Below are 26,980 nucleotides of genomic sequence, written 5' to 3' on the forward strand. Positions count from 1 at the left end.
CGTGCTGTCCTCAATCGCCGGACGGGCTGGATTCTCCTCAGGCCTCGTACTCCGTGAGGTCGATCGCGTAGACGCTCAGCAGGGAGCCGTACCGCGGGTGCGTCGTCTGCCGCTCCAGCTCCATGCCCAGCTTGTGCATCACGTTCTCGGACGCCTCGTGGCCGGTTCGCGCGATGCTGATCACGCGGTCCAGGCCACGGTCCTGGAGCGCGAACTCCAGTGTGGCGGCGGCGGCTTCGGACGCGTACCCCTGGCCCCAGAACTGCCGGCCGAGCCGCCAGCCGATCTCCACCGCGGGCAGCACCTCCGGCAGGAACTCGGGGACGGACAGGCCCACGAAGCCGATCAGTTCGCCCGAGGCGAGCAGCTCGACGGCGAACAGGCCGAAGCCCTCGTCGTCCCACTCCTCCTCCCACCGCTCGATGGCCTCGGCCGTCTGGTCGAGGTCCTGCACCGAGCCGTCACCGATCCACTCCATGACCTGCGGGTCCGCGTTGATCTCGGCCATCGGTACAAGGTCGTCGTCGTGCCAGCGGCGGAGGAGGAGTCGGGGAGTCTGGATCTCGGTCATGGCGCCCATCCTGCCATCCCCACAGCCGTCCGACTTCAGCGCAATGCGCCGGGTTTACTCATGGAGATTTCTACGAATTCCAACGGCGGTTGAACACCCCATGAGCCCCAGCCGTATTGGACGTCGCGCTTCTCCCTCTGCCGGGGAACGTCGCGCTTCTCCCTCTGCCGGGACCCCCCTAACCCACACCCGGCAACGAAGCAGAGGAGTTCCATGGGACGCAACAGAAAACGCTCGACGCTGGCGAACCGGGCGATAGTCGCCTCGGCCGCATTGATCCTGGGCGGGGGTGGACTGGTCGCGGTCAATACGTATGCCTCCGCAGGCGAAGGCTGGTCCTGGTCCGGCCAGCAGAACGAGCAGACGCAGAATCAGACAAAGGGCGCGGGACAGAACGTGTCCACCATCGACTGCCCCGAGGTCGCGAACGATCTGCCCGACGTCCCCGAACAGGCACGTCCGGAAGTCGACCGGGAACTGGCGGCGATGGACAGCCAGATCACCGACGCGTACCAGAAGTTCGCGGATCAGAAGGAGCAGATCGAACAGGATCCCCAACTGGCCAATAACGCCATTCTGAATCCGCTGAAGGACAAGCGGCTGGCGAGCATCGACCGTATTTCCGTGTCCATCGGCCGGGCCGGCCAGCAGCCGAAGGGGCTTGATTCCCTCGCCCCCTGCGCTCTGCGCCCCGACGACAACGTCAACGCCGGCGAAGGTGACAACGGCGGCGACGGACAAGGAGACGGACAGGACGGCAACGGCCAGGACGGCGGTCAGGATGACGGCCAGGGTGATGGTCAGGATGATGGCCAGAATGGCGGTCAGGACGACGGTCAGGGCAATGACCAGCGCGGGCAGGGCGGAAATGGGCCCGAAGCAGCCGACTTCGTCGACATCCAGTCCGTCGAGCCCAACGTCCAGCAGCCCCAGCAGCGCCGGGGCGGCTCCAGGGGATCGTTCGCCACGGCGTGCGGAACGAACGAGAACGGAAAGTTCAATCCGGACAATGTCATCGTCGCGCCCGGTGTGAGCAATGGCGCGCACCATATGCACGATTACGTCGGCAACCAGGCGAATGACGCATTCGCCAGCGACGACGATCTCGCGAACGGTGACACCACCTGCCAGAACGAGGGCGACAAGTCGACCTATTACTGGCCCGTCCTGCGACTGCAGAACGGACAGGCCGAGAACGACGCCAATGCGGACGGCGGTGGCAAGGACCAGAACGTCGGAGAGATCCAGACTCCGTCCGAGGTCACGCTGAATTTCGTCGGCAATCCGCGGAGCAAGGTCACCGCCATGCCCCGATTCCTGCGGATCATCACCGGTGACGCCAAGGCATTGACCAACGGCGACGCGAACGCCAATGCCTCCTGGAGCTGCACCGGATTCGAGGACCGTCAGCTGAAGGACAAGTACCCGATCTGCCCCGAGGGCAGCCAGGTGGTACGCAGTTTCAAGTTCCAGAGCTGCTGGGACGGCCAGAACACCGACAGTGCGAATCACCGCACCCATGTGGCGTTCGCCGACGGCAACGGCAACTGCGGAAACGGATTCCAGGCGATCCCGCAGCTGGTGCAGCGGATCGTGTACGACGTACCGCCGGGCCCCGGCTTCGCGGTCGACTCCTTCCCGGAGCAGCTGCACAAGCCGGTCACCGACCACGGTGACTTCATCAACGTCTTCGACGAGAACCTGATGAACCAGGTGGTGAACTGCATCAACGGCGGCAAGAAGTGCACCTGACCGACTGAACGAACCGACCGGAGCGGCCTCCCTGAGTGGGGGGCCGCTCCGCTTTGCTCAGCCGGCCCCCCTCCCCAAGTAGCCGCGCGGTCAGCCCCCGTGCCCCGTGTGGGTGTGGCCTTCCTCGCTCGCACCGGTGTCACCACTGCTCCCCGAGTGGTGCTGCGCGCCGGTCTCCACCGTCCCGCCGAGCCGGCCGCGCAGCGCCGTGACCACCTTCGGCTCGCCCACCGCGACCCACTTCCTGCCGACGAGATACGCGCCGCCGTAGTCGTTGGCCTCGTTGATCCATTCGCGCTGCCCGCGGTCGGTGGCGAAGGTGGCCAGCACATACCTGCCATCACCCGTGGTGCAGTTGGCCTGCCGCAGTTCGGCCGCATCCGTCTGGATGTTCGGTTTGCACTCGGCCTTTTCCGCGATCTGCTCCAGGCTGCCCGTCGCCGTCTCCGGCGGCTTGGGTGCCTTGTCGGCGTCGCCGCCACGCCCATCGCCGTCATTGCCCGAGCCACAGGCGGCGGCCAGGGTCAGGGCCAGAACTGCCAGTGCTGTCCGGGCTGTCCGCTTCGCTCCGGTGTTCGTACGCGTACTCATCCGGCCATCGTGCCCTCTCACCCCCCTCTCGCGCGCGCGAACGCCGGGTAACCTGCGCTCCGCCACGCACCTGTTGTCACTCGAGCAACACGGAGGAGCGCTGATGAACGAGCTGTCGAGACGTACTCTGCTGGGCACCGCCGGAGCGATCGGCGCCGGTGCGGCGTTCGCCGGAACCACCCCCGCGGCCGCCGCCGGAGGGACCCTGGCGGCCGCGGCTCCGGTCCCCGCTCCGGCCCTTGCTCGGGCCCCGGCTCCCGCCGCGGACGGATTCGCCACGACACCCGCGTACGCGGCACTCCAGCGGCTGCTCCCCCGCCACGCCGGCCAGTTCGGGCTGCGGGCGCTGGACGGCCCCGAGCGCTTCCGGGTCACCGGCTCCACCGGCCGTATCGAGGTCGCGGGCACCAGCGCGGCCGTCCTGCTCACCGGGGTGCACTGGTACCTCAAGTACGTCTGCCGGGCCCACATCTCGTGGTCGGGCAGCCGGCTCGACCTGCCCGGCCGGCTGCCGGCGCCCCGCGAAGCGCTGGAGCGATCGGCGACCGTCCCGCACCGGTTCGCGTACAACGACACGCACGACGGCTACACCGGCCCGTACGCCGACTGGCCCCGCTGGGAGCGACTGCTCGACGTCCTCGCCCTGCACGGCTGCAACGAGGTGCTGGTGACCCCCGGCCAGGAGGCCGTCTACCACCGGCTCCTGCAGGACTTCGGCTACACGGACACCCAGGCGCGCACCTGGCTGCCCGCGCCCTCCCACCAGCCGTGGTGGCTGCTGCAGAACATGAGCGAGTACGGCGGCCCGCTCAGCCCCGAGCTCATCGAGAGACGCACCGCCCTCGGCAGACGGATCGCCGACCGGATGCGCGAGCTCGGCATGCACCCGGTCCTGCCCGGCTACTTCGGGACCGTCCCGGACGGCTTCGTCGCACGCAACCCCGGCGCCCGTGTCATCCCGCAGGGCTCCTGGAACGGCAAGCGCCGCCCCGACTGGCTCGACCCCCGCACCCAGAGCTTCACCGACGTCGCCGCGGCCTACTACCGGCACCAGGGGGAACTCTTCGGCGAGGTCGCCCACTTCAAAATGGATCTGCTGCACGAGGGCGGCACCGCCGGGGATGTCCCGGTGCCGGACGCCGCCCGTGCGGTCGAGGCGTCCCTGCAGAGGGCACGCCCCGGCGCGACCTGGGTGATCCTGGGCTGGCAGGCCAACCCGCGCCCGGCGCTGCTCGGGGCGATCGACACCGGCCGGGTGCTGATCGTCGACGGGCTCTCCGATCTGGACACGGTCACCGACCGGGAGACGGCGTGGGGCGGGGCTCCGTACGCCTTCGGCACCATTCCCAACTTCGGCGGCCGTACGACGATCGGCGCGAACACCGACCGGTGGACGGAGAAGTTCACCGCCTGGCGCGACAAGCCGGGCAGCGCACTGGCCGGCACCGCATACATGCCGGAGGCCGCCGAGCGCGACCCGGCCGCCCTGGAGCTGTTCAGCGAGCTCGCCTGGCGCGAGGAGAAGATCGACCGGGACGCGTGGTTCGCCGAGTACGCGGAGCTCCGCTACGGCGGCGAGGACCGCTCGGCGCGTACCGCCTTCGCCGCGCTCGCCGCGACCGCCTACAAGCTGACCAGCAGCGACGGCCGCCCCTACGACTCCCTCTTCTGCCGCCGCCCGGGCATGACCTCCTCCATCGGCACCGCATTCGACCCGGCCGGGTTCGACCGCGCCTTCGCGGCACTGCTCGGCGTACGGCCGTCGCTGCGCGACTCCGACGCCTACCGCCACGATGTGACCGACCTGGCCCGGCAGGCCCTCGCCAACCGCTCACGCACCCTCCAGCGCCCCCTGCGCGCCGCCCATCTGGACAAGGACGTGGACACCTTCCGTGCCGTGTCCGCGCTCTGGCTGAAGCTGATGCGGCTGAGCGACACCATGGCCGGCTGCCACCGCCAGTTCCTGCTCGGGCCCTGGCTGGAGGATGCCAAGCGGCTGGCCACCAGCCCGGACGAGGCGGTGGAGCTGGAGCGCACCGCCCGTGTGCTGATCACCACCTGGGCGGACCGGGCCGCCGCCAACCAGCTCAGCAACTACGCCAACCGCGACTGGCAGGGGCTGATCAACGACGTCCATGTGCCGCAGTGGGAGGCGTATCTGGACGAGCAGGCGGCCGCGATGGCCGAGGGCCGCGCCCCCAGGTCCTTCGACTGGTATCCGGCGGAGGAGGCGTGGACGAAGGACCGGCGCGCCTATCCGGTGCGGGCGACGGGGGACGCGTACCGCACGGCGCGGCGGGTGTACGACACGCTCGCCGCAGCCCCGTACCAGGGCTTCGTCACCGTCACCGTGGACCCGCCGGCCTTCACCCCCGGAAGCACCGGCACCGTCGCCGCCACCTTCGGCAATGTCAACGGCCTGCGCTCCACCGGCCGCGTCGACCTCGCCCTGACGGGCCTGGACGCCGAGCCGCAGGGCGAGCCCGTCCTGCGACGCGTCCCGGCGGGCGGCACCGGCACGGTCTCCTGGCGGGTGACGGCCCCTTCGGAACCTCTCACCGAACCGTTGAAGGCCATGCCGTACGAGCTGTGCACGCGGTACGGGCCACGGGGAGAGGAGCGGGTGGCGGTCACGCAGAAGAGCGCGCTGCATCTCGCATCCCCGCTGGATCCCGAGTGGCGCACTTTCACCAGCAACGCGGCCGTCTTCGGGCAGCTCGGCGACCGGCTCGCGGTCAACGGCGCGGGCAGCGACCTGTGGCGGGGCACCACCCAGTTCGGCACCGCCTACCGGCAGGGCGCGCTGGCGGCGGGCACGAGCGTCGTCCTGCGGGTGGACTCCCAGGAGAACACCGCCAGTTGGGCGCGGGCGGGCATCGCGGTACGCAACAGCCTCGCCGAGCCGGGTGACGCCGGCTTCCTGAACCTGGCCGCGACACCGGGCCAGGGCATCGTGCTGTCGTACGACACGAACGCCGACGGCACCCTGGACACCTACCAGCGCATCACGGGCATCAAGGCTCCGGTGCTGCTGCGGCTCACCCGGAACTCCGGGACCTCGTTCACCGGCGCCTGCTCCACGGACGGCGGCGCCACGTGGCGCATGGTCGCCACGGTCTCCGTGCCGGGGGCGGCGGCCAGCCAGGACGTGGGCCTGTTCATGACCGCCGCGAACGGGGGCGGCGGGGCCCGGGGCACGGTGCGGTTCAGCGGGTGGTCGGTGACCGCGGGGTGAACGGCTGTCGGCGGTCACGGCCGGGGCCGGAGCCGTCGACTACCGTTCTCGGCAGAGCAGATGTGCCCGGTGGACATCGACCGCACCGCACGACGAGCCCGATCAGTCCCATCAGCACGATCAGCACGATCAGTCAGGGAGCCGCCCCGCCATGACCGCGATCCCCGCCCACACCGTCGCCAACCTCCGCGACCTCGGCTCCACCGCGCTGCCCGCCAACCGCTTCGTACGTCCCGGTCTCGTCTTCCGTTCGGGGGCGCTCGACCGGCTCGATCCCGCCGCCGATCCGGCCTTCGCCGCGCTCGGGATCCGTACCGTCGTCGACTTCCGCACCGAGGCCGAGCGCCGCGCCCGCCCCGACCACATCCCGGAGGGCGGGCGGCTCCTCCTCGCCGATGTGCTCGCCGACCAGGTCGCCGCCGGCCGGAGCCCGGCCGCTGCCCAGCTCAAGCAGGTACTGGCCGATCCGGTCGCCGCCGAGCGGAACTTGGGCGGCGGCAAGGCGCAGGCGCTGTTCGCCGACCTCTACCGCTCCTTCGTGACCACCGAATCCGCGCGCGCCGCCTACCGTGCCTTCCTCACCGAACTCGCCGAGCCCGACGCGGAACCGCTCCTCTTCCACTGCACGGCGGGCAAGGACCGCACCGGCTGGGCCGCGACGGTCGTCCTCAGCCTTCTCGGCGCGACGCCCGAGACCCTCGAGGAGGAGTATCTCGCCGTCAATCCGGCGGTACGGCAGGCCTTCGCACCGCTCGTCGAGGGTTTCACCGCGGAGGGCGGCGATCCCGAGATCGCCCTCGCGATCATCGGCGTGGTCCCCCAGTATCTGAATGCGGCACTGGACGAGGTGGACGCCCGCTACGGCACGATGGAGAAGTACGTGTGCGAAGGGCTCGGCGTCCCGGCGGCAGCGATCGAGCGCATCCATGAACGGCTGACCGGCTGACCCGCGGACAGGGGTGACGGGCCGACCCGGTGACCGGCCGCGCCCGTCGGGCTGGTGACCATAAGACGATTCGCTCGTTCTGCTGAACGTGCGCCCACAGGATGTCGTCACCTCCTGCTCCGCCCCACCGCCGGCCGTGTCGAGGTCGAGCAGGCCGAGGCGGCCCTCGTCGAGCACTACCCCCGGCTGGTGCGGATCGCGTATCTCGTACTGCCGCCGTCGCTCGGCCGCAACCGGCGTGTGCTGACCGCGCATGCCCTCGCGCAGCGCTCGCTGCCGCGCGGCCGCAGCACGCCGGCCGGCGCCGAGGACTCGGCGATCCCGGCCTCACGCCGCGCGCCGGGCGACGGCGACCCCGGGTATGCCTATGTGAGGGGGCGGGTGCTGCGCCAGGCCCTGGACGCGGGACTCCCGCTCAGGCGCCTCGCCTGGCCGAAGCGCTCCCAGCTGCCGCCGCTGCTGCCGCACGTGTGGGGTCTGCGGGTCTTCCCGCGCTCGGGCGGAGCCGATGAACTCGCCCTGGACCAGCGGCTTTCCGCACTCTCCGGCCCCGCGAGGGCGGCCTACGTGCTGCGCGGTCTTGAGGGGCTCAGCGACGCGGATGTACGTCACGCCCTCACCGCCGCCGGGGTGGTGGACCCGCATGCGGCGCTCGCCGAGGCGGACGGGATGGACACGGCGGGGGATGCCGCGCTGCTCGAATCCCCGGAGTTCGACCCGTGTTCCCTCCAGGCGCGCCCCACCGATCTGATGCGCCGCCGCCAGCACGTCAAGGCGGCCCTGGTCGCGGCCGCGGCCCTCGCCGTGTGCGGCGCGCTGCTCGGGCTGCCGGGCGACGGCTGGGGCCCGGACGGTGCGGCGGCGCCGCCGTACGCGCGCAACCCCGCGGCCGAATCCGCCCTGGACCCGGCCCGGTTGACGCGGGTCTCCCCCACGGCGTGGCAGAGCTCGTCCCGTACGGACTTCTCCGTCTGGCCGGCCCGCGGCAATCTCACCGGCGACAGCGCCCTGCTGCGCCGCGCGCTCGCCGTCTGGGCCAGGCCCGGCAGCGCGGTCCAGGTCTCCGCGACCCCGGGCACCCCGCCCGGACCGCCGAGCGGCCCGCCGCAGCTGCTGTACGCGGGCGTTGTCGACCAGGCGCGTGTGGTGCTCCTGCACGACGGGCTGCGGGTCGTCCGCTACGCCGAGCCGAAGGACGGCACCGGCGGTGTGGCGTTCGACTTCGCGCGTACGGACGGGGCCGACGCCGCCTCGTCGGGCGCGCTCGTGGCGGGCCGCACCGACGGCAACGTCCGCTATCTGACCGCTCCCTGGGTGCGGACGGCCGCCGTACGGGACCTGCTCGACCCGACGGCGAACCCGCGGCCGATCGAGCGGGGCGCGGACGGTGTCACGGCCCCGCTGCCGAGCCCGGCGCAGGCGCGGGACTGCAAGGCCTGGGACGTGCTGGAGCTGGGCGACGACACGGCCGAGCGGCTGCTGACCGACCTCGGCGAACTGACCCCGGCCCGGCTCACCTCGGGCCCGCCCTCCGCCCCGAAGGACGTCAGCGGCAAGGCGGCGCGGGCGTCGTGGGCCCGTACGGCGTGTCTGCTGTCCGGGGTGCGTGCGCACGGTGTGCGCAGCGTCAACTCCTGGGAGTACGCGAAGCAGCCGCTGCCCGAGTCGAACGGCACGGCGTCCTGGCTGTGCACGCGCGCGGAGACGTGGCGGGGTACGGGGAGCCGGGTGATGGCCCAGTTCCAGGCACCGGGGGCACAGGCCGGCGCCCCGGGCGCGATCGCGGCGCGGGCGGAGGACTCGCCGTCCTGCGGCGAGAGGGATCCGCGGGTGCTGGCGGGTGTGCTGTGGAAGTCGCGGACGGGGAGTTGGTACGTACTCGCGGCGGGCAGCGAGCAGTTCGCGTCGCTCACGACGTCGGGAGGGGTGGACGGCAGCGCGAAGGGCCATCTGCTGGCGGTCCGTGCGAAGGAGGGGGCGCGGGCGGAACTGAACGGGCGGCTGCGGGACGGGCGGCGGGTGGGGGCGCTGCACTGAGCGCGGGTGCGGGTCGCCTGCGTCGGGCTTGTGTCCTCAAACGCCGGACGGGCCGAGATTTCCGCCCCTGCGGGCGAGAATCCGGCGGAGCGGAACGACTCAGGACTGCCGCCCGGCGCCCAGTCGGTAGGGTGTTCGTATGACGACCGGGGTACGCCGCAGGATGGGCGTCGAGGAGCGCAGACAGCAGCTGATCGGTGTGGCGCTGGAACTGTTCAGCCACCGCTCCCCCGACGATGTCTCGATCGACGAGATCGCCGCGGCCGCCGGTATCTCACGGCCGCTCGTCTACCACTACTTCCCCGGCAAGCAGAGCCTGTACGAGGCCGCGCTGCGGCGGGCGGCCGATGAGCTGGCCGCGCGGTTCCGGGAGCCGCGCGAGGGGCCGCTCGGGGCGCGGCTGCTGCGGGTCATGGGGCGGTTCTTCGACTTCGTGGACGAGCACGGGCCCGGGTTCTCCGCGCTGATGCGGGGCGGACCCGCCGTGGGCTCCTCGACGACGAACGCGATGATCGACGAGGTGCGGCAGGCCGCGTACGAGCAGATCCTGGCCCATCTGGGGGTCGAGCGGCCCCCGGCGCGGCTGCAGTTGGTCGTACGGTCCTGGGTGTCGCTCGCCGAGTCGACGGCGCTGATCTGGCTGGACGGACGGGAGATCCCGCGCGCCGAGCTGGAGTTGCAGCTCGTGCACGACTTCGCGGCGCTGTCCGTGGTGAGTGCCGCCTACGACGAGGAGATGGCGGGGATCCTGATCCGCATCCTGGGGGACGAGCCGGCCGACGGCCCGTTCGGCGAACTGGTCGGCCGGCTCGTGGCGCTGGTGCCAGGGGAAGGCAAGGTGTCCACGGTGGGCAAGATGCCCGCTCAGCGCTTGCGGTAGGACGGCTCCAGGTCGCGCACCTCGGCGGAGACGATCGGCACCATGCCGTCGACCGCCTTGAGATGGCCGGCCACCAGGTCCAGAACGGCTTCCGAGAGCCGTGCCTTGAGCTCCGGCGTACGGCCGGGCAGCACGGCGATGCCGATGTGGATGACGGCATCGTCGGGCGCGCCCGCTGCGACGACCGTCTCCTCGACACGGCGGATCCGGGTCTTGCAGGCCTCGATCTTGCTGTCGATCGTCTCCACGATCAGCGGGTGCAGGGCGAGCGCGAAGGCCCGGCGGTCGAAGGACGATTCCAGGCTCGCGGAGTAGTCGACGGTGATCTGCGGCATCGGGCGCTCCAGCACGGGTGACGAGGATGGATGGGTCGGTTGCGGGACCCACCCTTACGTGGGCCTCCATGACCCCGTCAATAATGCTGGAATGAAGATCACCTGTCGGCTCGCTGCCCACTCCGATGCGGAAACCCTTGTCGCACTCTTCGACGAGGCGGCCCGCTGGATGCAGCTCAACGGCATCGCCCAGTGGAAGCCCGGCGACAAGGACGCCGACCATTTCCGGCACCGGATCAAGGAGGGGGAGGTCTGGATCGCGGAGACCGCGGAGGGCGACACCATAGGGGCGTACGAACTGTGGTGGGAGGACCAGCCCGCCTGGGGGATCCAGCCGCCCGTCGCAGGGTACGTGCACCGGCTGATGATCGACCGGGACGCGGCCCCTGCCGGCTTCGGCCGGCTGCTGCTCGCCCACGCCGAGCAGCGCATCGCCGACAGCGGGCGCGAGTTCGTCCGGCTCGACTGTCTGTCGAGCAATCCCGCACTGCGGACGTACTACGAGGCCGCGGGATACCGGGTCGCCGGCGAGGAGCCGGGCAAGGTGGCCGAGGACGGCAGCCGTTACGGAGTGATCCTGCTGGAGAAGCCGGTCAGTTGACGCCGGCCAACCGACCCCGGGCGAAGACGGCGACTGTGCGGGCCGGTACGGTGAAGCTGCCTGAACTCCCCTCATACGCCGCAGACTTGGTGATGAGGTCCCCGCCCGCGAGCTGGACCGGATGGAGGGCGTACACCTTCCCCGCCAGTCCCGGGACCCGCTGGGTCTGCCGCTCCGGTGTGGCGTTGAAGACCACGACCAGATCGCCGAGGCGCATGGTGATCACGCCGGGTGTCTCCTCCTTGCCGGAGAGCGGGAAGGACAGCACGGACTGGACCTCGCCCGCCGAGGCCAGGCTGAAGGCCTGCTCGGTGGTACGGATCGTCAGCAGGTCGCGATAGGCGGCCGACGCACCGTCGATCTGCGGACAGCCGACGGTGAGCGAGGGCGCCGTCAGCAGTGGTTCGGCGAACGGCCACTTGGTCTTGTTGTCGGCCTCGGGCGGCAGTCCGCGGCCGAAGCCGTTGCCGTCCCGGCAGTCCCAGTGGATCGCGTTGAACCAGTCGCCGTTGTCGTACGAATTGCGGTCCAGTGACTTGGACCGGAGCAGGTCCGTCCCCGCCTGGGAGAGCGCGGGCCCCTGGGAGAGCGCGGCGGTCGCCATCGCCAGCACCTGCATACGTGCCCGGTCGGCCGGAGAGGTGGCCGGGGGCAGCTTGAAGGCGAGGGCGTCGTACAGCGACTCGTTGTCGTGGGCGTCGGCGTAGGCGAGGGCGTCACCGGGGGCGGCGGCGTACCCGGCAGGGGCGCCGTTGTAGTCGACCTCGGAGCCCTTGACGCTGCGGCCGGAGCTGTCGGTGAAGGAGTACCCGGCGAGATTGCCCGCCAGGCCCACCTTGATCAGGTCCTGGTAGTGCAGCAGCCGGGCCTTCTGCTCGGCCGGAGTGCCGTTCGCCGGGGCCGGGTTGGGGTCGGTGAACAGGCCCGATGCGAAGCCCTGCACACCCGGGTCCTCGTCGAAGGGGCCGCCGCCGCGCACCGCGTCACGGGCCCGGTCGGAGAACGTCGCCACCCCCGTCCCCGCCATGTTCTTCTGGGTGGCCTGGACGAAGCGGGCGTCATCCGCGATCTCCCCGAAGTTCCAGCCCTCCCCATAAAGGATGATCTTCTTCCCGTCGACGCCGTCGCGGGCGGGCGTCAGCTCGTCGAGGGCGGCGCGCACCGCGAGGATGTTGGCCTTCGGATGGTGGCCCATCAGGTCGAAGCGGAAGCCGTCGACCTTGTACTCCTTCGCCCAGGTGACGATCGAGTCGACGACGAGTTTGCCCATCATGGCGTTCTCGGGCGCGGTGTTGGCGCAGCAGGTGGAGGTGGCGACCGTACCGTCGGCGAGGAGCCGCTGGTAGTAACCGGGCACGATCTTGTCGAGTACGGACTTGTCGGCCTGTCCGCTCGCCACGGTGTGGTTGTAGACGACGTCCATGACGGTGCGCAGGCCGGCGCCGTTCAGGGACTGGACCATCTGCCGGAACTCGACCGTGCGCCGCGTTCCCTCGGGGTCGGAGGCGTACGAGCCCTCGGGGACGGTGTAGTGCAGCGGGTCGTAGCCCCAGTTGTACGCGTCCTTCGCGGCGGCCTTGGCGATGCACGCCTGCTGCTCGTCGGAGTCGGGGGCGTACACCTTCAGGTCGCAGTCGGGGACGGCCTGTTCGGACTTCTTCTCGGGGATGGTGCCGATGTCGAAGGCCGGCAGGAGGTGGACGTAGGAGGTGCCGGAGACGGCGAGCGCGCGCAGGTGCTTCATACCCTGCGAGTCGCGGTCGGCGAAGGCCAGATACTCCCCCGGGTGCTTCGATGTGCTGTCCGCGACGGAGAAGTCACGGATGTGCAGCTCCTGGATCTGCGCGTCGCGGAGCGGAACGGCCGCCGGTTTCCTGAGGCCGGACCAGCCCTTGGGGGCCAGCTCCGGGTCGGTGAGGTCGACGGCGAGGCTGCGGGCCGAGTCGGTGGTGAGCGCGGTCGAGTACGGGTCGGTGACCTTGTTGGTGACGAGCTTTTGGACGCTGGGCGCCCAGACCGTGACGGAGTAGCGGTACGGCTTGCCCGCCCAGCTCTTGGGCCCGGTGACGGACCAGACGCCGCTCGCGCCGTCCCGGCGCATCGCGACGGTCCTGCCGTCGAGTTCGAGGCTGACGGACCGAGCGGTGGGTGCCCAGAGGGAGAGGGTGGGGCGGCCTCGGTCGAAGACCGGGCCGAGCTTCGCCCCGGTCGCGTCGTACAGGTCGTCCAGGACACCCGAGATCTGTACGCCGGTGGCTGCGAGCAGTGCGCCATTGGCCGCTCGCTGGGTGGCGATCAGCTGGCCGCGCAGGGAGTCCCGTACCCGGTCCCGGTCGCGCGGGTCGACGGTGAAGGCCGGATAGTCCTTGAGGTGGGGGTACTTGGCTTTCTGGGCGTCGGTCAGGGCGGCGGAGTTCAACCGCAGCCAGCGGCCCTCGTCGCTCAGCGCGCCGTCGACGACAGAGATCCCGCCGCTCGCCGCGTACACCAGCTGCTGGCTGGTGGCGTCGGTGGCCTTCACCCTCCAGACGACGGTGTCCCGGTCGATCCACTGGGCCTCGGCCTTGGCGAGGTCGAGCGAGGGCGCGCCGCCGGTCTGCGGCAGCAGATACTTCGGCTGCCCGGCCAGCAGCCAGACCTCGTTCGTATACGTTGCGAGGTCCAGGGACTGGTCGGTCGGCAGGTCCTTCTGGTCGCCCTTGTGGAGGATGTAGCTGAGCGAGGTCGCGCCCGCGGCGAGCGGCACCTCGAAGGTCACTCCGTACGCGTCCTGCCTGACCGGCTGGAGCGGCTTGGACCAGTCGGTGGGCGTTGCGGCCCCGGTCCAGGTGTGCAGACCCCAGCCGTCGTAGTCGCCGTCGGGCCGGTGGTAGTGGAGGACGGCCCTGGTCCTGTCCTGCGGCGGGTAGGCGCCGTCGGGCGCGGTGTCCGACTGGCCGTCCTTGCCCTGGGTGATCCAGACCTGGCCGGTGCGGGCGAGGTCGACGGTGCGCTGCGGGCCGTCGGCGGTGCCGTTCTTCTCGACGGTGTACGGAAGGCTCGCGGCGCCCTCGGGGAGCTTGACCCAGGCGAACGCGCCGTAGGCGTCCCGCCCGGTGAACACGGCCTGCTCGCCGCCGGTCCTCAGCTGCCAGCCGTCGTACTCTCCGTCCGGGCGCTGGTAGTGGACGACCGCGTAGTCCCGCTCGACGGCCACCGGCTTCTCGGGGGGCGGGGCCTGCCCGGCGGTCGTCTCCGCCAGGTCACTCGCCGTACGTCCCGCGCTGTCCACCACAACTGCCTTGTAGCGCACGGGGGTTCCGGCCGCCACCTTGGCGTCGATGTACTGGGTGACCTTGTACGGGGCGTGATCGGCGGAACCGAGGGTGCGCCACTTGCCGCTGCCGACCTGGGCTGCGAAGACGACGCGGTTGAGTGCGCCGCCTTCGGTGTCCGCGGTGATCTCGACGGTGCCGGTGGCCCCGGCGGGCGGGGCGTCGAGGGTGATCGAGGGCTTGGAGGTGGGTGCGCCCAGGGGCTTGGTGGCCTGAAGCACGAGGGAGGACAGCGCGGGAAGGGTAAGGGTGATCTTCCCGTCGGCGGCCCGCACCGGGCCCGAACCGCCGTACAGCGTACGGAAGTCGGTGGCGTCCACCGGAATGGTCACGGCCTTGGGCGCGGTGCCGTTGTTGGCGGCGACGACGTACTCCGTGCGCGTCCTGGCGTCTGTGCGGGAGAAGGCGTACACCGAGTCCTTGGCGTACCGCTCTCTCTGGATGCCGTCGCGCAGCGCCGGGTGGTCCTTGGTGAGCTTCGACAGCGCGGCGATGGACCGGTAGACGGGATGGGTGGGGTCGTACGCGTCGGATGCGTGCGTACGGTCCGTGCCGAGCTGGTCGTCGTCCAGATAGTCGGCGGTCCTGGAGGCGAAGAGGCTCTGGCGGGCGTCCTTGTCGCCGCCCGCGCCGGTGAAGCCCTGCTCGTCGCCGTAGTAGATGACGGGGTTGCCCCGGGAGAGGAACATCAGCTCGTTTGCGAGCCGGGCGCGCTGCAGCAGCTCCGCGTCGTCGGCCTTCGGGTTGTCCTGCTTGAGGAACGTGCCGATGCGGCCCATGTCGTGGTTGCCGAGGAAGGTCACCTGCTCATAGGCGTTGGCCTTGTCGGTGGTGTAGCGGTAGTCGTCGGCGAAGACCTTGGCGAGGCGGTCGGCGGGTGCGCCCTGCGATGCGTAGGCGCGGGCCGCGTCCTGGAAGGGGAAGTCGAGGGTCGCGTCGAGGCGGCCTCGGGTGACATACGGCGAGGTGATCGCCGTGTCCGCCGCGAAGATCTCGCCGAACATGAAGAAGTCGTCGCGGCCGCGCTCGGCGGCGTACGCGTCGAGCGCGGTGGCCCACTGGGTCCAGAAGTCCAGGTCGACGTGTTTGACGGTGTCGATACGGAAGCCGTCGATGTCGAAGTCGCGGACCCACTTCTCGTAGATCTTCTCCATGCCGTCGACGACCTCGGGACGCTCGGTCCACAGGTCGTCGAGCCCGGAGAAGTCGCCGTACTCGGAGCTCTCGCCGGCGAAGGTCGAGTCGCCGCGGTTGTGGTACATCGTGGGGTCGTTGAGCCAGGCGGGGACCTTCTGGCCGGTGGCCTTGGGGGTGTACGGGAAGGAGTCGGCGTCGACCTTGCCGATCCCCGCCCGGTCGTCGAAGGGGCGGCCGCTGCTGTCCAGGTATGGATAGGCGCCCTTGGGGCGGTAGCCGTACTTCTGCTCGGCGTAGTCGACGGTGTCGGCGGTGTGGTTGGTGATGACGTCGAAGAAGACCTTCATGCCCTTGCCGTGGGCCTTGTCGATCAGCTTCTCGAGGTCGGCGTTGGTGCCGAAGTGGGGGTCGACCTGGGTGAAGTCGGTGATCCAGTAGCCGTGGTAGCCGGCCGACGCGTCCTTGCCGGTGCCCTGTACGGGCCGGTTCCTGAAGATGGGCGCGAGCCAGATGGCGGTGGTGCCGAGCCCCTTGATGTAGTCGAGCCTGCCCGTCAGGCCCTTGAGGTCGCCGCCCTGGTAGAAGCCCTTGTCGGCGGGGTCGTACCCGGTCTCCAGCCGCGAACCGGTGAGCCCGCCGCGGTCGTTGGAGCGCTCGCCGTTGGCGAACCGGTCGGGCAGGACGAAGTAGAACTGCTCGCGGGTCAGATCGTGTCTGGCCGGCTCGGCGGCCAGTCTCCCGTCCGACGGCGGAGCGGGCGGCGGAGCGGCCGACGCCGCGGGTACGGCCGGTATCAGCGCCGCGCACAGGGCGGCCGCGATGGCCGCGGCGCGGGTGCGGCGGCGGGGGGTACGGGGCATGGACGTGCTCTCCTTCATCGACGTTTCCTACGGCCGTCGGCCGGGTCCTCAATCGCCGGACGGGCTCGAGTTGCCGGCGATTGAGGCGCGGGGGGCCTGGGGCGGAGCCCCGGACTCAGCCGCAGGCGCGCGCAGCTGCGTGCAGCGCCACCGCCGTGTTGGGGCCCAGCGTCGCCGTGAACTGACCGGAGCCGTTCACCGTCACGCCCCTCCCGTTCTGCACATCGCAGTAGTCGCCCGCCGGCAGCGACGTCTGGAACGTGCGCGTCAGCGAACCGGCCTCGTGGTTGATCGCCACGTACGCCTTGCTGCCGCGCCCGAAGGCGATCTGGTCGCCCCCGTTGTCCCACCAGTTGGTGACCGACTCGCCGCGGGCGGTGTTGCGGAACGCGACCATCGACTTGATCTCCGGCCACGCGTGCTGGCACTTCCAGCCGTCCTGCCAGCACGCGTTGACCGTCCCGCCGCCAGGCGGGCCCGCGTCCCGGTCGGACCACTCGTAGCCCGAGTGCACATCGGGCGCCCCGTACGGCCAGGCCAGCATGAACACGTTCGCCAGCGTGTAGTTCGCGCCGTCCTTGTAGCTCAGGGTGTCGCCGCCCCGCTCGGTGTCGTGGTTGTCCACGAAGACCGCGGACCTGCCGGACTCCATGTACCCCCAGCCCTCGCCGTAGTTCTTCAGATACGCGAGGTTCTCGTTGTTGAAGACGCGCTTGAGGTCGCGGGCGTACCGGAACTCCTGCACATCCCCGGTCCCGAGGTACTCGCTGGGCGACACCGCCTCGCCCGCGCCGTAGATCGCCTCCTGCTTCCAGTACGCGCCCGGATTGCTCAGCCTGGACTTGATGTTGGCGAGGTCGGCGGCGGGCATGTGCTTGGCGGCGTCGATACGGAAGCCGTCGACGCCGAGCGTGAGCAGATCGTTCAGGTAGGCGGCGATGCGTCCGCGGACGTAGTCCTCACCGGTGTCCAGGTCGGCGAGCTGGACAAGCTCACAGTTCTGGACGTTGGCGCGGTCCTGGTAGTTGGTGATGGTCGACCGGCAGTCGTCCATGTCGGCGCCGGAGTAGATGCCGGGGTAGGTGTACTTCTCGTAACTCGAGCCGCCCGTGCCGGTACCGGACGCGGAAGCCATGTGGTTGATGACGCTGTCGACGACGACCTTGACGCCCGCCGCGTGGCAGGTGTTCACCATGCTGCTGAACGCGGCGCGGTCGCCGAGACGGCCGGCGATCTTGTAACTGACGGGCTGGTACGAGGTCCACCACTGGCCGCCCTGGACGTGCTCCTGGGGCGGGGAGACCTGAACATAGCCGTAACCGGCCGGGCCCAGGCTGCTGGTGCACGCCGTGGCGACCGAGGCGAACTTCCACTCGAAAAGGACGGCCGTGACGTCCTTGTCCCCCGGCGGGGCCGCCTGCGCGGGGCCCACCGGTGCAACCACACTCACCGCGGCGCCCGCCACAAGGGCGAGCGCCGCGGCCAGAGATCTGCCGGCCATTTTTCCTCCTGCATGGGGGGAGGTGCGGGTGACGGTGCAGCCTTGTCCGGCAACGCGCCGTGCCCGTAAGGCCTATGAGGGTTCTTGCTGCAAGGCAGCAGAAAGTTATTGCGGTCGCGACCGTACGAGCCTCCCGGTCCGCGGTCAACCCCCTGGACACACTCTCGTCGCACCGCGGAAATCTTGCTGTTTCCCAACTGCAAGACCTTTCGCAAGTTTTGCAGTGGTGTTACTTTCAACCATGACTCCGGGCCGGCCGGCCGGGGGCCCGGCAGGTCCGGGCCCCACGCGCCCGGCCGGCCGGTCCGGTCCGGCGGCCCATGGCGCCTGCGGCGGGCTTCTCCCCCACCCCGCCCCGTAGCTGGGGCTCCGCCCCAGACCCCGCTTCTCAAACTCCCCAGAATCCGTCCGGGTCGGGGGCGGAGCCCCCGGCAGCCCATCACGCCGGGCGAAGAGGCAGCGATCTCAATGACCGGGGCCAGTGGGACTAGTACTCCAGTCATGCTTTGCGATCACGGCCTGACCGACACCGGGCAGTTCGAAGTCCTGCGCGACATCGCAGGGTTCTGCATCCAGGCCCGCGCCACCATCGAGGATGGACCGGAGAGCATCCGCAGGGCCGAGATCCGGCCCACCCACACCCCTGCCGTGCTGATTACACGCGGACGTCTCACTGAGCAACTGACAAAGATCATCAACTTGCCGCAGGGCGAGCGAATCAAGGCGTTCCGGCTGCTGGTCGCGCTCCTTGGCGTTGCCGATGAGCGGCGGCGGGCGTGCTTTTGCGCCGACGGGTGTGGCCACGCCTGGCACCACTGGGCCACCGACGGAATTCTGTGACCTGCTGAAACGCGACTTCCGGAGTAGGGGATCCCGCGCTCAGGTAGGGAGAGTCCCGTGAACGACGTTCGATAGTCGGCCGAGCGCCGGCCCGGAATCACAGCACCGGGTTACCCCTGCCAGGCACCTCAGGAGCGGAAGCCCATAACGCCGAAGCGAGCCGTGCTCCGGGTGCCGCATCCAGCCGAGGCATTGCATGATGCCTCCACAACTCGGGCTCCAGCCGCGGGCCGTGTCCTGACTCGTCCACCGACAGCTTGGTGGCCTCGCCGCGCATACGGCGAGGGCCGAGGTCTGAACCTCGGCCCTCGCGGTATGTCAGGCCTTCTAACCGGTCGGGCACAAGATCTCCCACGCGTGAACCTTGGTCGCGTAGCAGCTGAAGAGCTCGATAGTGCAGCGGCTTTCAGTCGGCATGAACCATGCCCTTAGAGTCTGGTGTCCGATTGGTCGCACCCGGTCGGCGGTTGGTGTACCGAGCTTCTCCGCCGCAGCGGTTCGGTGAGGACCCCGGCCAAGCATGATCGGTGTCAGCCTTAGCAGGGCACTTCGCGACCGCGCACCCAATCAGTGTCCGTCCTGCCCAGGATGGTCAGCTCGGTATCCACGCCGGTGGTGAGCTGGCAGTTAAGGGGGCTGATCGATGGGGCGAAGCAGCCGGCGGTGGCTCCTGCGGCCAGGTTGGAGGCGGCGCACCACACGTCGCCGCCCATGTTTGACTCGAAGACGATCCGGCCCTTCTCGATGTAGATGTCCTGATTGGCAAGGTTCTGAACCACCAGTACTCCCTGGGCCTTGGTGTCCCAGGTATTGCCCATGACGGTGCAGGTCTTGAACCTCACCCCGCCCCATACGCCTGCGTACGCGCTGTGCTGTCCGTAGGCGCTGCATTCCCAGTTGCTGTTGGTCTTGACGGGCTGCCAGTTGTGGGTGGGGCTGGCAGAGGCGGGTGCGGCGGACAGAGCGACGGCGCCGGCGGCGGCAACGACGGCAACGAAACGTCTGAACATGATCTCCCCTAGAAGTGAACGATCGGTCTTGAGTTCGAGTGATCATACTGGGGGGCGTGTCAACACATACGGGTCCCCTCCATATGGGCAGGTAGGGCAAAGCTCCACCTCTTGCCCATGCGGCGCCTCACGCTTCGACCTCCCGGTAGGGGTTGCCCCGTCCGGGTTCCACCCGCCAATAGGTCTCAGTGATCAGCTTGAACCCCTGATGACCGGGATTGCGGCCCGTGTGATCAAGCGCCCAAGTCTGTTGCCGCGAACCGTCGTTGTCAGCAGCGTCAGACATGACGTGGCATGACATGCACATCATTTGGAAGATCGCGACCGGCACCCCTTCCCGGTTGTCCGCGCTGAGCGTCCACTCTGCGTACGCGTGCACCTCACGAACACTCACAGCAACCCCCGCCCCCAACGGCTGTCCTTGTTGACCTCAGCGATGCGGGGCACCAGGCGCTCACGAGCAGTCGGGTCGGTGAAGCGGAGTCGCCCCATGTCACGCTGCAACTTCTACCCTTCTCAGCAGGAGCACCCGCCCTCGGCGTGCCATTTACGTTGCTGGCGTTCCAGGACGCGCCTACCGTGCTCCACGCGGACGGACCGCAGGGGGGACGCCCGTACGAGACAGCCAAGACCGTGGCTGCCGCCCAGGAGACCTACGATCGGTTGCGGGCCGATGCTCTGTCTCCCGCTGCTTCGGTTGCCCGCATGAAGGACATGTCCAAGGAGCACACAACATGAGTGACGGTATCGACCCGACGGCCATGGAGTGGGTCCGGTCGTCCTACAGCGGGCCCGACGGCGGGCAGTGCGTCGAGTGGTCGCCCGCCTACGCGAAAGCTCACCAGGTCGTCCCCGTACGGGACAGCAAGAACCCCACCGGCCCAGTGCTGATGCTCTCCCCCGAGGGGTGGGCCGGGCTGGTGGAGTTCGCCACCACCGCCGACGCGTAGCCCAGAGCGGATCGCCACGCCCCCGGGGCTCCGCCCCCGAACCCCCGCGCCTCAAACGCCGGCGGGGCTGAAATGTACGGCTCGGCCGCACATTTCAGCCCGTCCGGCGCTTGAGGACATGCGGCCGAAGGTCGCATACGGAGGTCCGGGGCGAAGCCCCGGTGGGGGTCTGGGGGCTTGCCCCCAGTTACGGGAAAGGGCGGGTAGGGGAAACCCACGCCGGACCTACCGCCGCGCCTGCGCGGTGGTGCCCCGGACCACGAGCTCCGGCTGGAACACATACTCCGTGCTCTGCACCGGACTTCCCTGCAGTTCCTCGAGCAACGCACCCACCGCCGCCGCGGCCATCGCCTTCACCGGCTGGCGGACCGTCGTCAGCGGCGGATCCGTGAACGCCACCAGCTGCGAGTCGTCGAACCCGACCACCGAGAGGTCGTACGGCACATCGAGTCCGCGTTCCCGGGCCGCCCGGACCACGCCGAGGGCCATCATGTCGCTGCCGCAGACGATGGCGGTGCACTCCTTGTCCAGCAGCGCACCGGCCGCCGCGTGGCCGCCCTCGACACTGAACAGTGAGCGCTGGACCAGCCGTTCGGCCGCGGCTTCGGTATAGCCCAGGATGGAGGCGAGACCGTCCAGGAAGCCCTCGGTCTTGCGGTGCGCCGGCACATAGCGGCCGGGACCGATCGCCAGTCCGATCCGCTCGTGCCCCAGTTCGGCCAGATGGTGTACGGCCATACGCATCGCCGCCCGGTCGTCGCAGGAGACGCACGGCGCACTGATCTGCTCGCTGTACCCGTTGATGAGGACGAACGGAACTCCCCGGTCCACGAGTTCGGCGTACCGCGTGTGATCGGCCGAGGTGTCGGAGTGCTTGCCCGACAGGAACACGATGCCGTTGACACCGCTCTCCTGGAGCTGCTCGACGAGCTCGTCCTCGGTCGCGCCGCCCGGCAGCTGGGTGCAGAGCACCGGGGTGTAGCCGTGCCCTGCCAGCACCTGCTCGACGGCCTGGGCGAACGCCGGGAAGATCGGGTTGGTGAGCTCGGGGGTCAGCAGCCCGATGAGGCCCGCGCTGCGCTGCCGCAGGCGTACGGGCCTCTCGTATCCGAGCACGTCGAGCGCCGCGAGCACCCGCTGGCGGGTGCCGCTCGCAACGCCCGGTTTGCCGTTCATCACCCGGCTGGCGGTCGCCTCGCTGACCGACGCCTGAGCGGCGATGTCCGCGAGCCGCGGGGCGGCGACGCCGGTCCGGACGGCGCCGCCCCGCGACGGGGGAATCGTCACACCGTCCACCACACAGCGGTGTCCGCGGGCAGTTCGGCCTCGCCCTCGGCCGTGCGGACAACGCTGTTGGCCAGCAGTACGCGGCCGGGTGCCGGTATCCGTACGGCCGTGCCCGTCGTGTTGACGGTGCAGACGAAGCCGCCGTCCCGGCGGAAGGCGAGCACACCCTCGGGCGCGTCCAGCCATTCGACGGCGTCACCCGCCCCCAGTGCGGCGTGCTCACGGCGCGCCGCGAGGGCGCTGCGGTACAGCTCCAGAGTCGAGTCCGGGTCACCGGTCTGTGCCTCGACGCTGAGCCCGGCCCAGCTGTCCGGCTGGGGCAGCCAGCTGCCGCCCGCGCCGAAGCCGTACGACGAACCCTCCGCGGTCCACGGGATTGGCACCCGGCAGCCGTCACGGAAGCCGTCCTGGCCCTCCGTGCGCCCGAAGGCCGGGTCCTGCCGGACCTCGTCGGGCAGGTCGGTGACGTCGGGGAGGCCGAGCTCCTCGCCCTGGTAGAGATAGGCGGATCCGGGCAGCGCCAGCATCAGCAGGGTGGCGGCGCGGGCCCGGCGCAGGCCGAGTTCACGGTCGCCGGCCTCACGGATCTGGGTGCCCGCCGGCGGGCCCGCGAAGCGGGTGGCGTGGCGGGTCACATCGTGGTTGGAGAGCACCCAGGTCGCGGGGGCGCCGACGGGCCGCATGGCGTCCAGCGACACGTCGATGACCCGACGGAGCTCGGCCGCGTCCCAATGGGTGCCCAGGTACTGAAAGTTGAAGGCCTGGTGCAGCTCGTCGGGGCGCACATAGTTGGCGGTGCGCTCCACGGTGGGCGTCCACGCCTCGGCCACGGCGATCCGGTCGCCCGGGTACTCGTCGAGGATCTTGCGCCAGGCGCGGTAGATCTCGTGGACGCCGTCCTGGTCGAAGAACGGCATGACATCGCTGCCCAGCAGTTTCAGCTGTTCGCTGCCGCCGATGTCGGGCAGGCCGGCCGCCTTGACCAGGCCGTGGGCGACGTCGATCCGGAAACCGTCGACGCCCATGTCGAGCCAGAAGCGCAGGATCGAGCGGAACTCGTCGGCGACGGCCGGGTGTTCCCAGTTGAAGTCGGGCTGCTCGGGCGCGAAGAGATGCAGATACCAGTCGCCGGGGGTGCCGTCGGGGTTCTCGGTACGGGTCCAGGCCGAGCCGCCGAAGATGGACTCCCAGTCGTTGGGCGGGAGTTCACCGCGGTCCCCCTTGCCGGGACGGAAGTGGTAGCGGTCGCGCAGCGCGGATCCCGGGCCCTCCTCCAGCGCGCGCTTGAACCACTCGTGGGCGTCGGAGGAGTGGTTGGGCACCAGGTCGACGATGATGCGCAGCCCGAGGTCGTGCGCGTCCCTGATCAGCGCGTCGGCGTCCAGCAGCGTGCCGAACATCGGGTCGATCGCGCGGTAGTCGGCGACGTCGTAGCCGGCGTCGGCCTGCGGGGAGGCGTAGAAGGGGCTCAGCCACACCGCGTCGACGCCGAGTTCCCTGAGGTACGGCAGTCGGCTGCGGATGCCCGGAAGGTCCCCCATGCCGTCGCCGTTCCCGTCGGCGAAGCTGCGGGGGTACACCTGGTAGATGACGGCGTCTCTCCACCAGTCCGCGCGGGCCGCGGTCCTGTCGGCGGTGTGATGGGCGTCAGCCAGGTACTGGGTCATTCTCGATCCCTCTGAGGCTCGGTGCGGCGATGCGGGACAAGACCGGGGCACCCGGCCGGTCGGGCCGGGTGCCCGGGTTTCGTACGGGTCAGGATTTGGCGGCGCCGGCGGTGAGGCCGGTGACCAGGTGGCGCTGGACCAGATAGAAGAACAGCGCGGCGGGGATGGCGATGAGCACGGAGGTCGCGGCCATCAGGTCCCACTGGGTGTCGTGCTGGCTGATGAAGCTGGTCAGGCCGACGGCGAGGGTGTACTTCTCCTCGCTGAGCATGAAGACCGACGCGTAGGCGACCTCGGCCCAGGCGGTGAGGAAGGTGTAGAACGCGGCCACCGCCAGGCCCGGCCGGGCGAGGGGCAGGATCAGCCGGTAGAAGGTGCCGAAGGGGCTGAGGCCGTCGATCCGGCCGGCTTCGTCGATCTCCTGCGGGATGGTGTCGAAGTACCCCTTGAGCAGCCAGGCGCAGTACGGGATCGCCGTGGTGCAGTAGACCAGGATCAGCGCCCAGTAGGTGTCGAGCAGACCCATGTCGGCCAGGATGTTGTAGAGCGGCACCATGAGGATGGCGACCGGGAACATCTGGGTGACCAGGAAGGTCCACATCAGCTGCCGGTGCCCGGGGAAGCGCATCCGGGAGACCGCGTAGCCGGAGCTGGCGGCGATGAAGACGCCGAGCAGGCACGTACCGAGCGCGACGATCAGCGAGTTGACGAACCACTGCAGGAACTCGGTGTCGTTCAGGACCGTCGTGTAGTTCTCGAAGCTGATCTTGTCGGCGATGTCGCCCGGGTGAAGGTAGTCGGTCTTGTCCGGACCGAGCGAGATCCAGGCGATCCAGCCGATCGGGAAGGCCGCGACGAAACTCGCGGTGATCAGCGCGCCGTGGATCAGCACGGATGCGGAACGGGGGCGCTCTCCGCGCTTCAACTGCCGCTTGCCCGCCGGTCGCTTGCGGGGCGGGACGGCGGCCGGTTCGGCGGCCGCTCCCGCGACCGGGAGATCTGCTGTGGTGCTCATGGGGTTGGCTGCCCTCTCTGTCGTCATGGCTGGTGCTGTTGCTCGACGGCCTCGGCGGCCGTCAGACGGCCTTCTCGTTGCGGGCCAGCCAGCGCCGGTAGAAGGAGGCGAAGACGATGAGCATCGACAGGATGATGACGCCGTAAGCGGCGGAGCCGGCGTAGTCGCGCGGGTCCTGTCCGAAGCCCAGGCGGTAGGCCCAGGTGACGAGGATCTGCGCCTCGGGCGCGCCGGTCGCGCCGAACAGCAGGAAGATCACGACGAACTGGTTGAAGGTCCAGATGGTCCCGAGCAGGACGACCGTGCTGCTGACCGAGCGCAGGCCGGGGAGCGTCACATGGCGGAAGCGCTGCCAGGGGGTTGCCCCGTCCACCTCGGCGGCTTCGTACTGCTCCGAGGGGATCGACTGCAGACCGCCGAGCAGCGAGACCATCATGAAGGGGACGCCGACCCAGGTGTTGACCGTGATGGCGGCGATCCGCTGCCAGAACGGCTCACTGAGCCAGGGCGGGGTGGGCAGATGGGCCCATTCCAGAGCCATGTTGAGGATGCCGCCGTCGTCGGCGAGTATCAGCCGCCAGGCGAAGACGGTGACGAAGGTGGGCACCGCCCACGGCAGGATCAGGACCATCCGGTAGAAGGTGCGGCCGCGGAGCTTGCGGTTGAGCAGCAGGGCCAGGCTCATGCCTATGCCGTAGTGCAGGGCCACACAGACGACGGTCCAGACGATGGTCCAGGTGAAGTGGGGCCAGAACTGGTGGTCGCCCCCCGAGAGGATCTCCGTGTAGTTGTCGAAGCCCACCCACGAGAAGCTGTCGGGGATCTCGTTGACGCCGATCGTCTTGCCGACGTTGCTGCTGTTGGCATCGGTCAGCGACAGATAGATGCCGCGGGCCAGGGGATAGAGCACCAGCGCGCCGATGACCGCGACCACGGGGGCCACCATCGCCCAGGCGTACCAATTGCGGTTGTACGACTGCCTGAAACGGCTGATCGGCCCGGGACGCGGCCCGGGACGCGGCCCGGCGCCACGCTGGGTCTTATCGCTTCCGCCCTCGACGGCGACGGTCATCTTCGACACCTTTACGACAGATTCTCAGGAGGGTTCACGACGCCGTGGTGGTACGGCCCGGGTTCTGGGCCGTACCACCACGGGTGGCAGCTTTAGGAGAAGTCCTTGAGGAGCTTCTTGTAGGACTCGGCGGTGGTGTCCAGGCCCTTCTGGGTGGTCACCTTGCCCTGCAGGATCGCCGTGAGGTTGGTGCCGAGGTCGGCGAAGAGCGAGCTGTACTCGGGCAGCTCCGGACGGGGCCGGGCGGAGCCGGCGAGGACCGCCTGGAACTCGGTGATGCCCGGGGTGGCCTTGACCTCGGCGGTGTAGGCGGAGGTGCGGGTCGGCAGCGTGCCGTTCTTCAGCGCGATCTTGGCCTGGGTCTCACCCGAGGTCATGAAGCCGACGAACTTCTGGGCCGCGGCCTGGTGCGCCTTGTCGGAGCCGGCGTAGACGGAGAGGTTGTGGCCGCCGGTCGGGGCGCCGGCCTTGCCGGTGGCGCCGGCCGGGACGCTGGAGATGCCGAGGTTGGCCTTGTCCTTGAAGGCGGCGCCCTTGTAGATGTTCGTCAGCTCCCACGGGCCCTGGACGATCATCGCGACCTTGCCGGTGGTGAACGCGTCCTGCATGTGGGCGTAGGAGTCGGCGGTCACATCGAGCTTGGCGACACCCGGCGAGGCGAGCAGAGCCTTGGTCGCGTCCACGGCCTTGACGGCCTCGGGCGAGTTCACCGTGATCTTCTTCGCGCCGGCGTCGACCATGTCGGTGCCCTCACCGAAGAGGAACGGGAGCTCGAAGTAGGCGTCGGCGCGGAGCCCGAAGCCGTCGACCCCGGCCTTCTCCTTGACCGCCTTGGAGACGGCCTTCACCTCGTCCCAGGTGGCCGGCGCCTTGTCGAAGCCGGCCTTCTTCAGGATTTCCTTGTTCCACATCAGGCCGAGGGAGTCGGTGACGAAGGGGGCACCGTAGGTCTTGCCCTCGTACTGGGCCTGCTTCAGGAGCGAGGGAGTGATGTCCCCGGTGTTCTTGAGCGCGTCCGTGCCGTCGAGCGGGGCCAGGAACTGCGACTTGGCCCAGGAGGCGGTCCAGCCGACCTCGGCGCGGATGATGTCGGGAGCACCCTTGCTGCCGGCCGCGGTCTGGAACTTGTTCTGCGCCTGGTCGAAGGGGACGTTGACGTACTCGACCTTGATGTCCTTGTTCGCCTTTTCGAACTCGGCGATCATCGCCTTGTACGTCGGCGCCTCGTTCGTCGCGTTCGACGTGTCCCACCAGGTCAGAGTGACCGGGCCGGCGGCCTTGTCGCCGCTGTCGTCCCCGCCGCACGCCGTCGCTGCCAGTGCCAGTGCCGCTACCAGCGCGGTGGCCGCTATGCCACGCCGCATGTGAACTCCTTAGAG

20 protein-coding genes and 1 pseudogene are annotated in these 26,980 nt (G+C 69.8%); 9 read left to right on the forward strand and 12 right to left on the reverse strand.

All coding sequences use genetic code 11. The features are described 5' to 3' along the window. Positions 1–37 precede the first annotated feature (37 nt). Positions 38–571: a GNAT family N-acetyltransferase gene (locus SLUN_RS10935; RefSeq protein ID WP_108148309.1), complete on the reverse strand. Its 534-nt coding sequence runs from the start codon at positions 569–571 to the stop codon at positions 38–40. A gap of 213 nt (positions 572–784) precedes the next feature. Between SLUN_RS10935 and SLUN_RS10940 the strand changes: the two genes are divergently transcribed. After that, positions 785–2,323 carry a DUF1996 domain-containing protein gene (locus tag SLUN_RS10940; protein WP_108148310.1) on the forward strand — a complete coding sequence of 513 codons (1,539 nt, stop codon included), beginning with the start codon at positions 785–787 and terminating at the stop codon, positions 2,321–2,323. A 90-nt stretch (positions 2,324–2,413) separates the two neighbouring features. On the opposite strand, the gene SLUN_RS10945 is transcribed toward SLUN_RS10940, so the two are convergent. Next, positions 2,414–2,914 carry a hypothetical protein gene (locus SLUN_RS10945; protein WP_175314226.1) on the reverse strand — a complete coding sequence of 167 codons (501 nt, stop codon included), beginning with the start codon at positions 2,912–2,914 and terminating at the stop codon, positions 2,414–2,416. A 103-nt stretch (positions 2,915–3,017) separates the two neighbouring features. Between SLUN_RS10945 and SLUN_RS10950 the strand changes: the two genes are divergently transcribed. The 4 genes from SLUN_RS10950 to SLUN_RS10965 all read left to right on the forward strand — a co-directional run bounded on the left by SLUN_RS10950 (position 3,018) and on the right by SLUN_RS10965 (position 10,012). Beyond that, positions 3,018–6,149, forward strand: a complete 3,132-nt coding sequence (locus SLUN_RS10950) for an alpha-N-acetylglucosaminidase (protein ID WP_108148311.1) — start codon at positions 3,018–3,020, stop codon at positions 6,147–6,149. Positions 6,150–6,300: 151 nt separating this feature from the next. After that, positions 6,301–7,095, forward strand: coding sequence for a tyrosine-protein phosphatase (locus SLUN_RS10955; RefSeq protein ID WP_108148312.1), 795 nt, complete (start codon positions 6,301–6,303; stop codon positions 7,093–7,095). A gap of 114 nt (positions 7,096–7,209) precedes the next feature. After that, entirely contained in the window at positions 7,210–9,132 is a 1,923-nt protein-coding gene (locus SLUN_RS10960; protein WP_108154661.1) for a hypothetical protein, read from the forward strand. Positions 9,133–9,271: 139 nt separating this feature from the next. After that, positions 9,272–10,012 carry a TetR/AcrR family transcriptional regulator gene (locus SLUN_RS10965; protein WP_108148313.1) on the forward strand — a complete coding sequence of 247 codons (741 nt, stop codon included), beginning with the start codon at positions 9,272–9,274 and terminating at the stop codon, positions 10,010–10,012. On the opposite strand, the gene SLUN_RS10970 is transcribed toward SLUN_RS10965, so the two are convergent. After that, complete coding sequence (locus SLUN_RS10970) at positions 9,997–10,347, reverse strand: 5-carboxymethyl-2-hydroxymuconate Delta-isomerase (protein WP_108148314.1); 351 nt, start codon at positions 10,345–10,347, stop codon at positions 9,997–9,999. The genes SLUN_RS10965 and SLUN_RS10970 overlap by 16 nt on opposite strands. 91 nt (positions 10,348–10,438) lie before the next feature. Here SLUN_RS10970 and SLUN_RS10975 point away from each other — a divergent pair, with 91 nt between their 5' ends. Then, positions 10,439–10,948 (forward strand): GNAT family N-acetyltransferase, encoded by a 510-nt coding sequence (locus SLUN_RS10975; protein ID WP_108148315.1) that lies wholly within the window; start codon positions 10,439–10,441, stop codon positions 10,946–10,948. Here the strand turns inward: SLUN_RS10975 and pulA are convergent. Both pulA and SLUN_RS10985 read right to left on the reverse strand, forming a co-directional pair. After that, positions 10,941–16,259, reverse strand: coding sequence for a pullulanase-type alpha-1,6-glucosidase (gene pulA / locus SLUN_RS10980; protein WP_108154662.1), 5,319 nt, complete (start codon positions 16,257–16,259; stop codon positions 10,941–10,943). The two genes, SLUN_RS10975 and pulA, sit on opposite strands and share 8 nt — an antisense overlap. Positions 16,260–16,380: 121 nt before the next feature. Then, positions 16,381–17,760: pseudogene (locus tag SLUN_RS10985) on the reverse strand (alpha-amylase); the annotation flags it as partial. Positions 17,761–18,261: 501 nt separating this feature from the next. Here SLUN_RS10985 and SLUN_RS10990 point away from each other — a divergent pair. Beyond that, a complete protein-coding gene (locus tag SLUN_RS10990; RefSeq protein ID WP_108148317.1) occupies positions 18,262–18,600 on the forward strand; it encodes a DUF5958 family protein in 339 nt (112 codons plus the stop codon). 536 nt (positions 18,601–19,136) lie between these two features. Here the strand turns inward: SLUN_RS10990 and SLUN_RS10995 are convergent. Next, positions 19,137–19,610, reverse strand: coding sequence for a hypothetical protein (locus SLUN_RS10995; protein WP_108148318.1), 474 nt, complete (start codon positions 19,608–19,610; stop codon positions 19,137–19,139). Between the two features lie 127 nt (positions 19,611–19,737). Beyond that, entirely contained in the window at positions 19,738–20,004 is a 267-nt protein-coding gene (locus tag SLUN_RS42580) for a DUF7848 domain-containing protein (RefSeq protein ID WP_442759032.1), read from the reverse strand. Here SLUN_RS42580 and SLUN_RS41075 point away from each other — a divergent pair. Continuing rightward, entirely contained in the window at positions 19,974–20,348 is a 375-nt protein-coding gene (locus SLUN_RS41075; RefSeq protein WP_257153910.1) for a Scr1 family TA system antitoxin-like transcriptional regulator, read from the forward strand. The two genes, SLUN_RS42580 and SLUN_RS41075, sit on opposite strands and share 31 nt — an antisense overlap. Then, positions 20,345–20,560, forward strand: coding sequence for a DUF397 domain-containing protein (locus SLUN_RS11010; RefSeq protein WP_108148321.1), 216 nt, complete (start codon positions 20,345–20,347; stop codon positions 20,558–20,560). Before SLUN_RS41075 ends, SLUN_RS11010 begins: the two co-directional genes overlap by 4 nt. 225 nt (positions 20,561–20,785) lie before the next feature. Here SLUN_RS11010 and SLUN_RS11015 read toward each other — a convergent pair whose 3' ends face one another. From SLUN_RS11015 to SLUN_RS11035, 5 genes are all read right to left on the reverse strand, one after another. Beyond that, positions 20,786–21,859 (reverse strand): LacI family DNA-binding transcriptional regulator, encoded by a 1,074-nt coding sequence (locus tag SLUN_RS11015; RefSeq protein ID WP_108148322.1) that lies wholly within the window; start codon positions 21,857–21,859, stop codon positions 20,786–20,788. Continuing rightward, a complete protein-coding gene (locus SLUN_RS11020; RefSeq protein WP_108148323.1) occupies positions 21,844–23,514 on the reverse strand; it encodes a glycoside hydrolase family 13 protein in 1,671 nt (556 codons plus the stop codon). The genes SLUN_RS11015 and SLUN_RS11020 overlap by 16 nt, the downstream gene beginning before the upstream one ends. Positions 23,515–23,602: 88 nt before the next feature. Continuing rightward, on the reverse strand, positions 23,603–24,529 hold the full coding sequence (locus SLUN_RS11025) for a sugar ABC transporter permease (RefSeq protein ID WP_108148324.1): 927 nt from the start codon (positions 24,527–24,529) through the stop codon (positions 23,603–23,605). Positions 24,530–24,590: 61 nt separating this feature from the next. Then, the gene (locus SLUN_RS11030; RefSeq protein ID WP_108148325.1) at positions 24,591–25,601 is read right to left on the reverse strand and encodes a carbohydrate ABC transporter permease; all 1,011 of its coding nucleotides are present in this window, start codon (positions 25,599–25,601) and stop codon (positions 24,591–24,593) included. 92 nt (positions 25,602–25,693) lie between these two features. Continuing rightward, positions 25,694–26,965, reverse strand: a complete 1,272-nt coding sequence (locus SLUN_RS11035; RefSeq protein WP_108148326.1) for an extracellular solute-binding protein — start codon at positions 26,963–26,965, stop codon at positions 25,694–25,696. Positions 26,966–26,980 lie beyond the last annotated feature (15 nt).

Source organism: Streptomyces lunaelactis (assembly GCF_003054555.1).
Lineage (GTDB): Bacteria > Actinomycetota > Actinomycetes > Streptomycetales > Streptomycetaceae > Streptomyces > Streptomyces lunaelactis.

Bases quoted from the DNA above. Each gene is read 5' to 3' on its own strand.
- SLUN_RS10950 (WP_108148311.1), top strand. From the start codon at position 3,018: ATGAACGAGCTGTCGAGACGTACTCTGCTGGGCACCGCCGGAGCGATC.
- pulA (WP_108154662.1), bottom strand. From the start codon at position 16,259: ATGCCCCGTACCCCCCGCCGCCGCACCCGCGCCGCGGCCATCGCGGCC.
- SLUN_RS11020 (WP_108148323.1), bottom strand. From the start codon at position 23,514: ATGACCCAGTACCTGGCTGACGCCCATCACACCGCCGACAGGACCGCG.
- SLUN_RS11025 (WP_108148324.1), bottom strand. From the start codon at position 24,529: ATGAGCACCACAGCAGATCTCCCGGTCGCGGGAGCGGCCGCCGAACCG.
- SLUN_RS10990 (WP_108148317.1), top strand. From the start codon at position 18,262: ATGCTTTGCGATCACGGCCTGACCGACACCGGGCAGTTCGAAGTCCTG.
- SLUN_RS11035 (WP_108148326.1), bottom strand. From the start codon at position 26,965: ATGCGGCGTGGCATAGCGGCCACCGCGCTGGTAGCGGCACTGGCACTG.
- SLUN_RS11030 (WP_108148325.1), bottom strand. From the start codon at position 25,601: ATGACCGTCGCCGTCGAGGGCGGAAGCGATAAGACCCAGCGTGGCGCC.
- SLUN_RS10965 (WP_108148313.1), top strand. From the start codon at position 9,272: ATGACGACCGGGGTACGCCGCAGGATGGGCGTCGAGGAGCGCAGACAG.
- SLUN_RS10975 (WP_108148315.1), top strand. From the start codon at position 10,439: ATGAAGATCACCTGTCGGCTCGCTGCCCACTCCGATGCGGAAACCCTT.
- SLUN_RS11010 (WP_108148321.1), top strand. From the start codon at position 20,345: ATGAGTGACGGTATCGACCCGACGGCCATGGAGTGGGTCCGGTCGTCC.
- SLUN_RS10940 (WP_108148310.1), top strand. From the start codon at position 785: ATGGGACGCAACAGAAAACGCTCGACGCTGGCGAACCGGGCGATAGTC.
- SLUN_RS10955 (WP_108148312.1), top strand. From the start codon at position 6,301: ATGACCGCGATCCCCGCCCACACCGTCGCCAACCTCCGCGACCTCGGC.
- SLUN_RS10935 (WP_108148309.1), bottom strand. From the start codon at position 571: ATGACCGAGATCCAGACTCCCCGACTCCTCCTCCGCCGCTGGCACGAC.
- SLUN_RS10995 (WP_108148318.1), bottom strand. From the start codon at position 19,610: ATGTTCAGACGTTTCGTTGCCGTCGTTGCCGCCGCCGGCGCCGTCGCT.
- SLUN_RS10970 (WP_108148314.1), bottom strand. From the start codon at position 10,347: ATGCCGCAGATCACCGTCGACTACTCCGCGAGCCTGGAATCGTCCTTC.
- SLUN_RS10945 (WP_175314226.1), bottom strand. From the start codon at position 2,914: ATGAGTACGCGTACGAACACCGGAGCGAAGCGGACAGCCCGGACAGCA.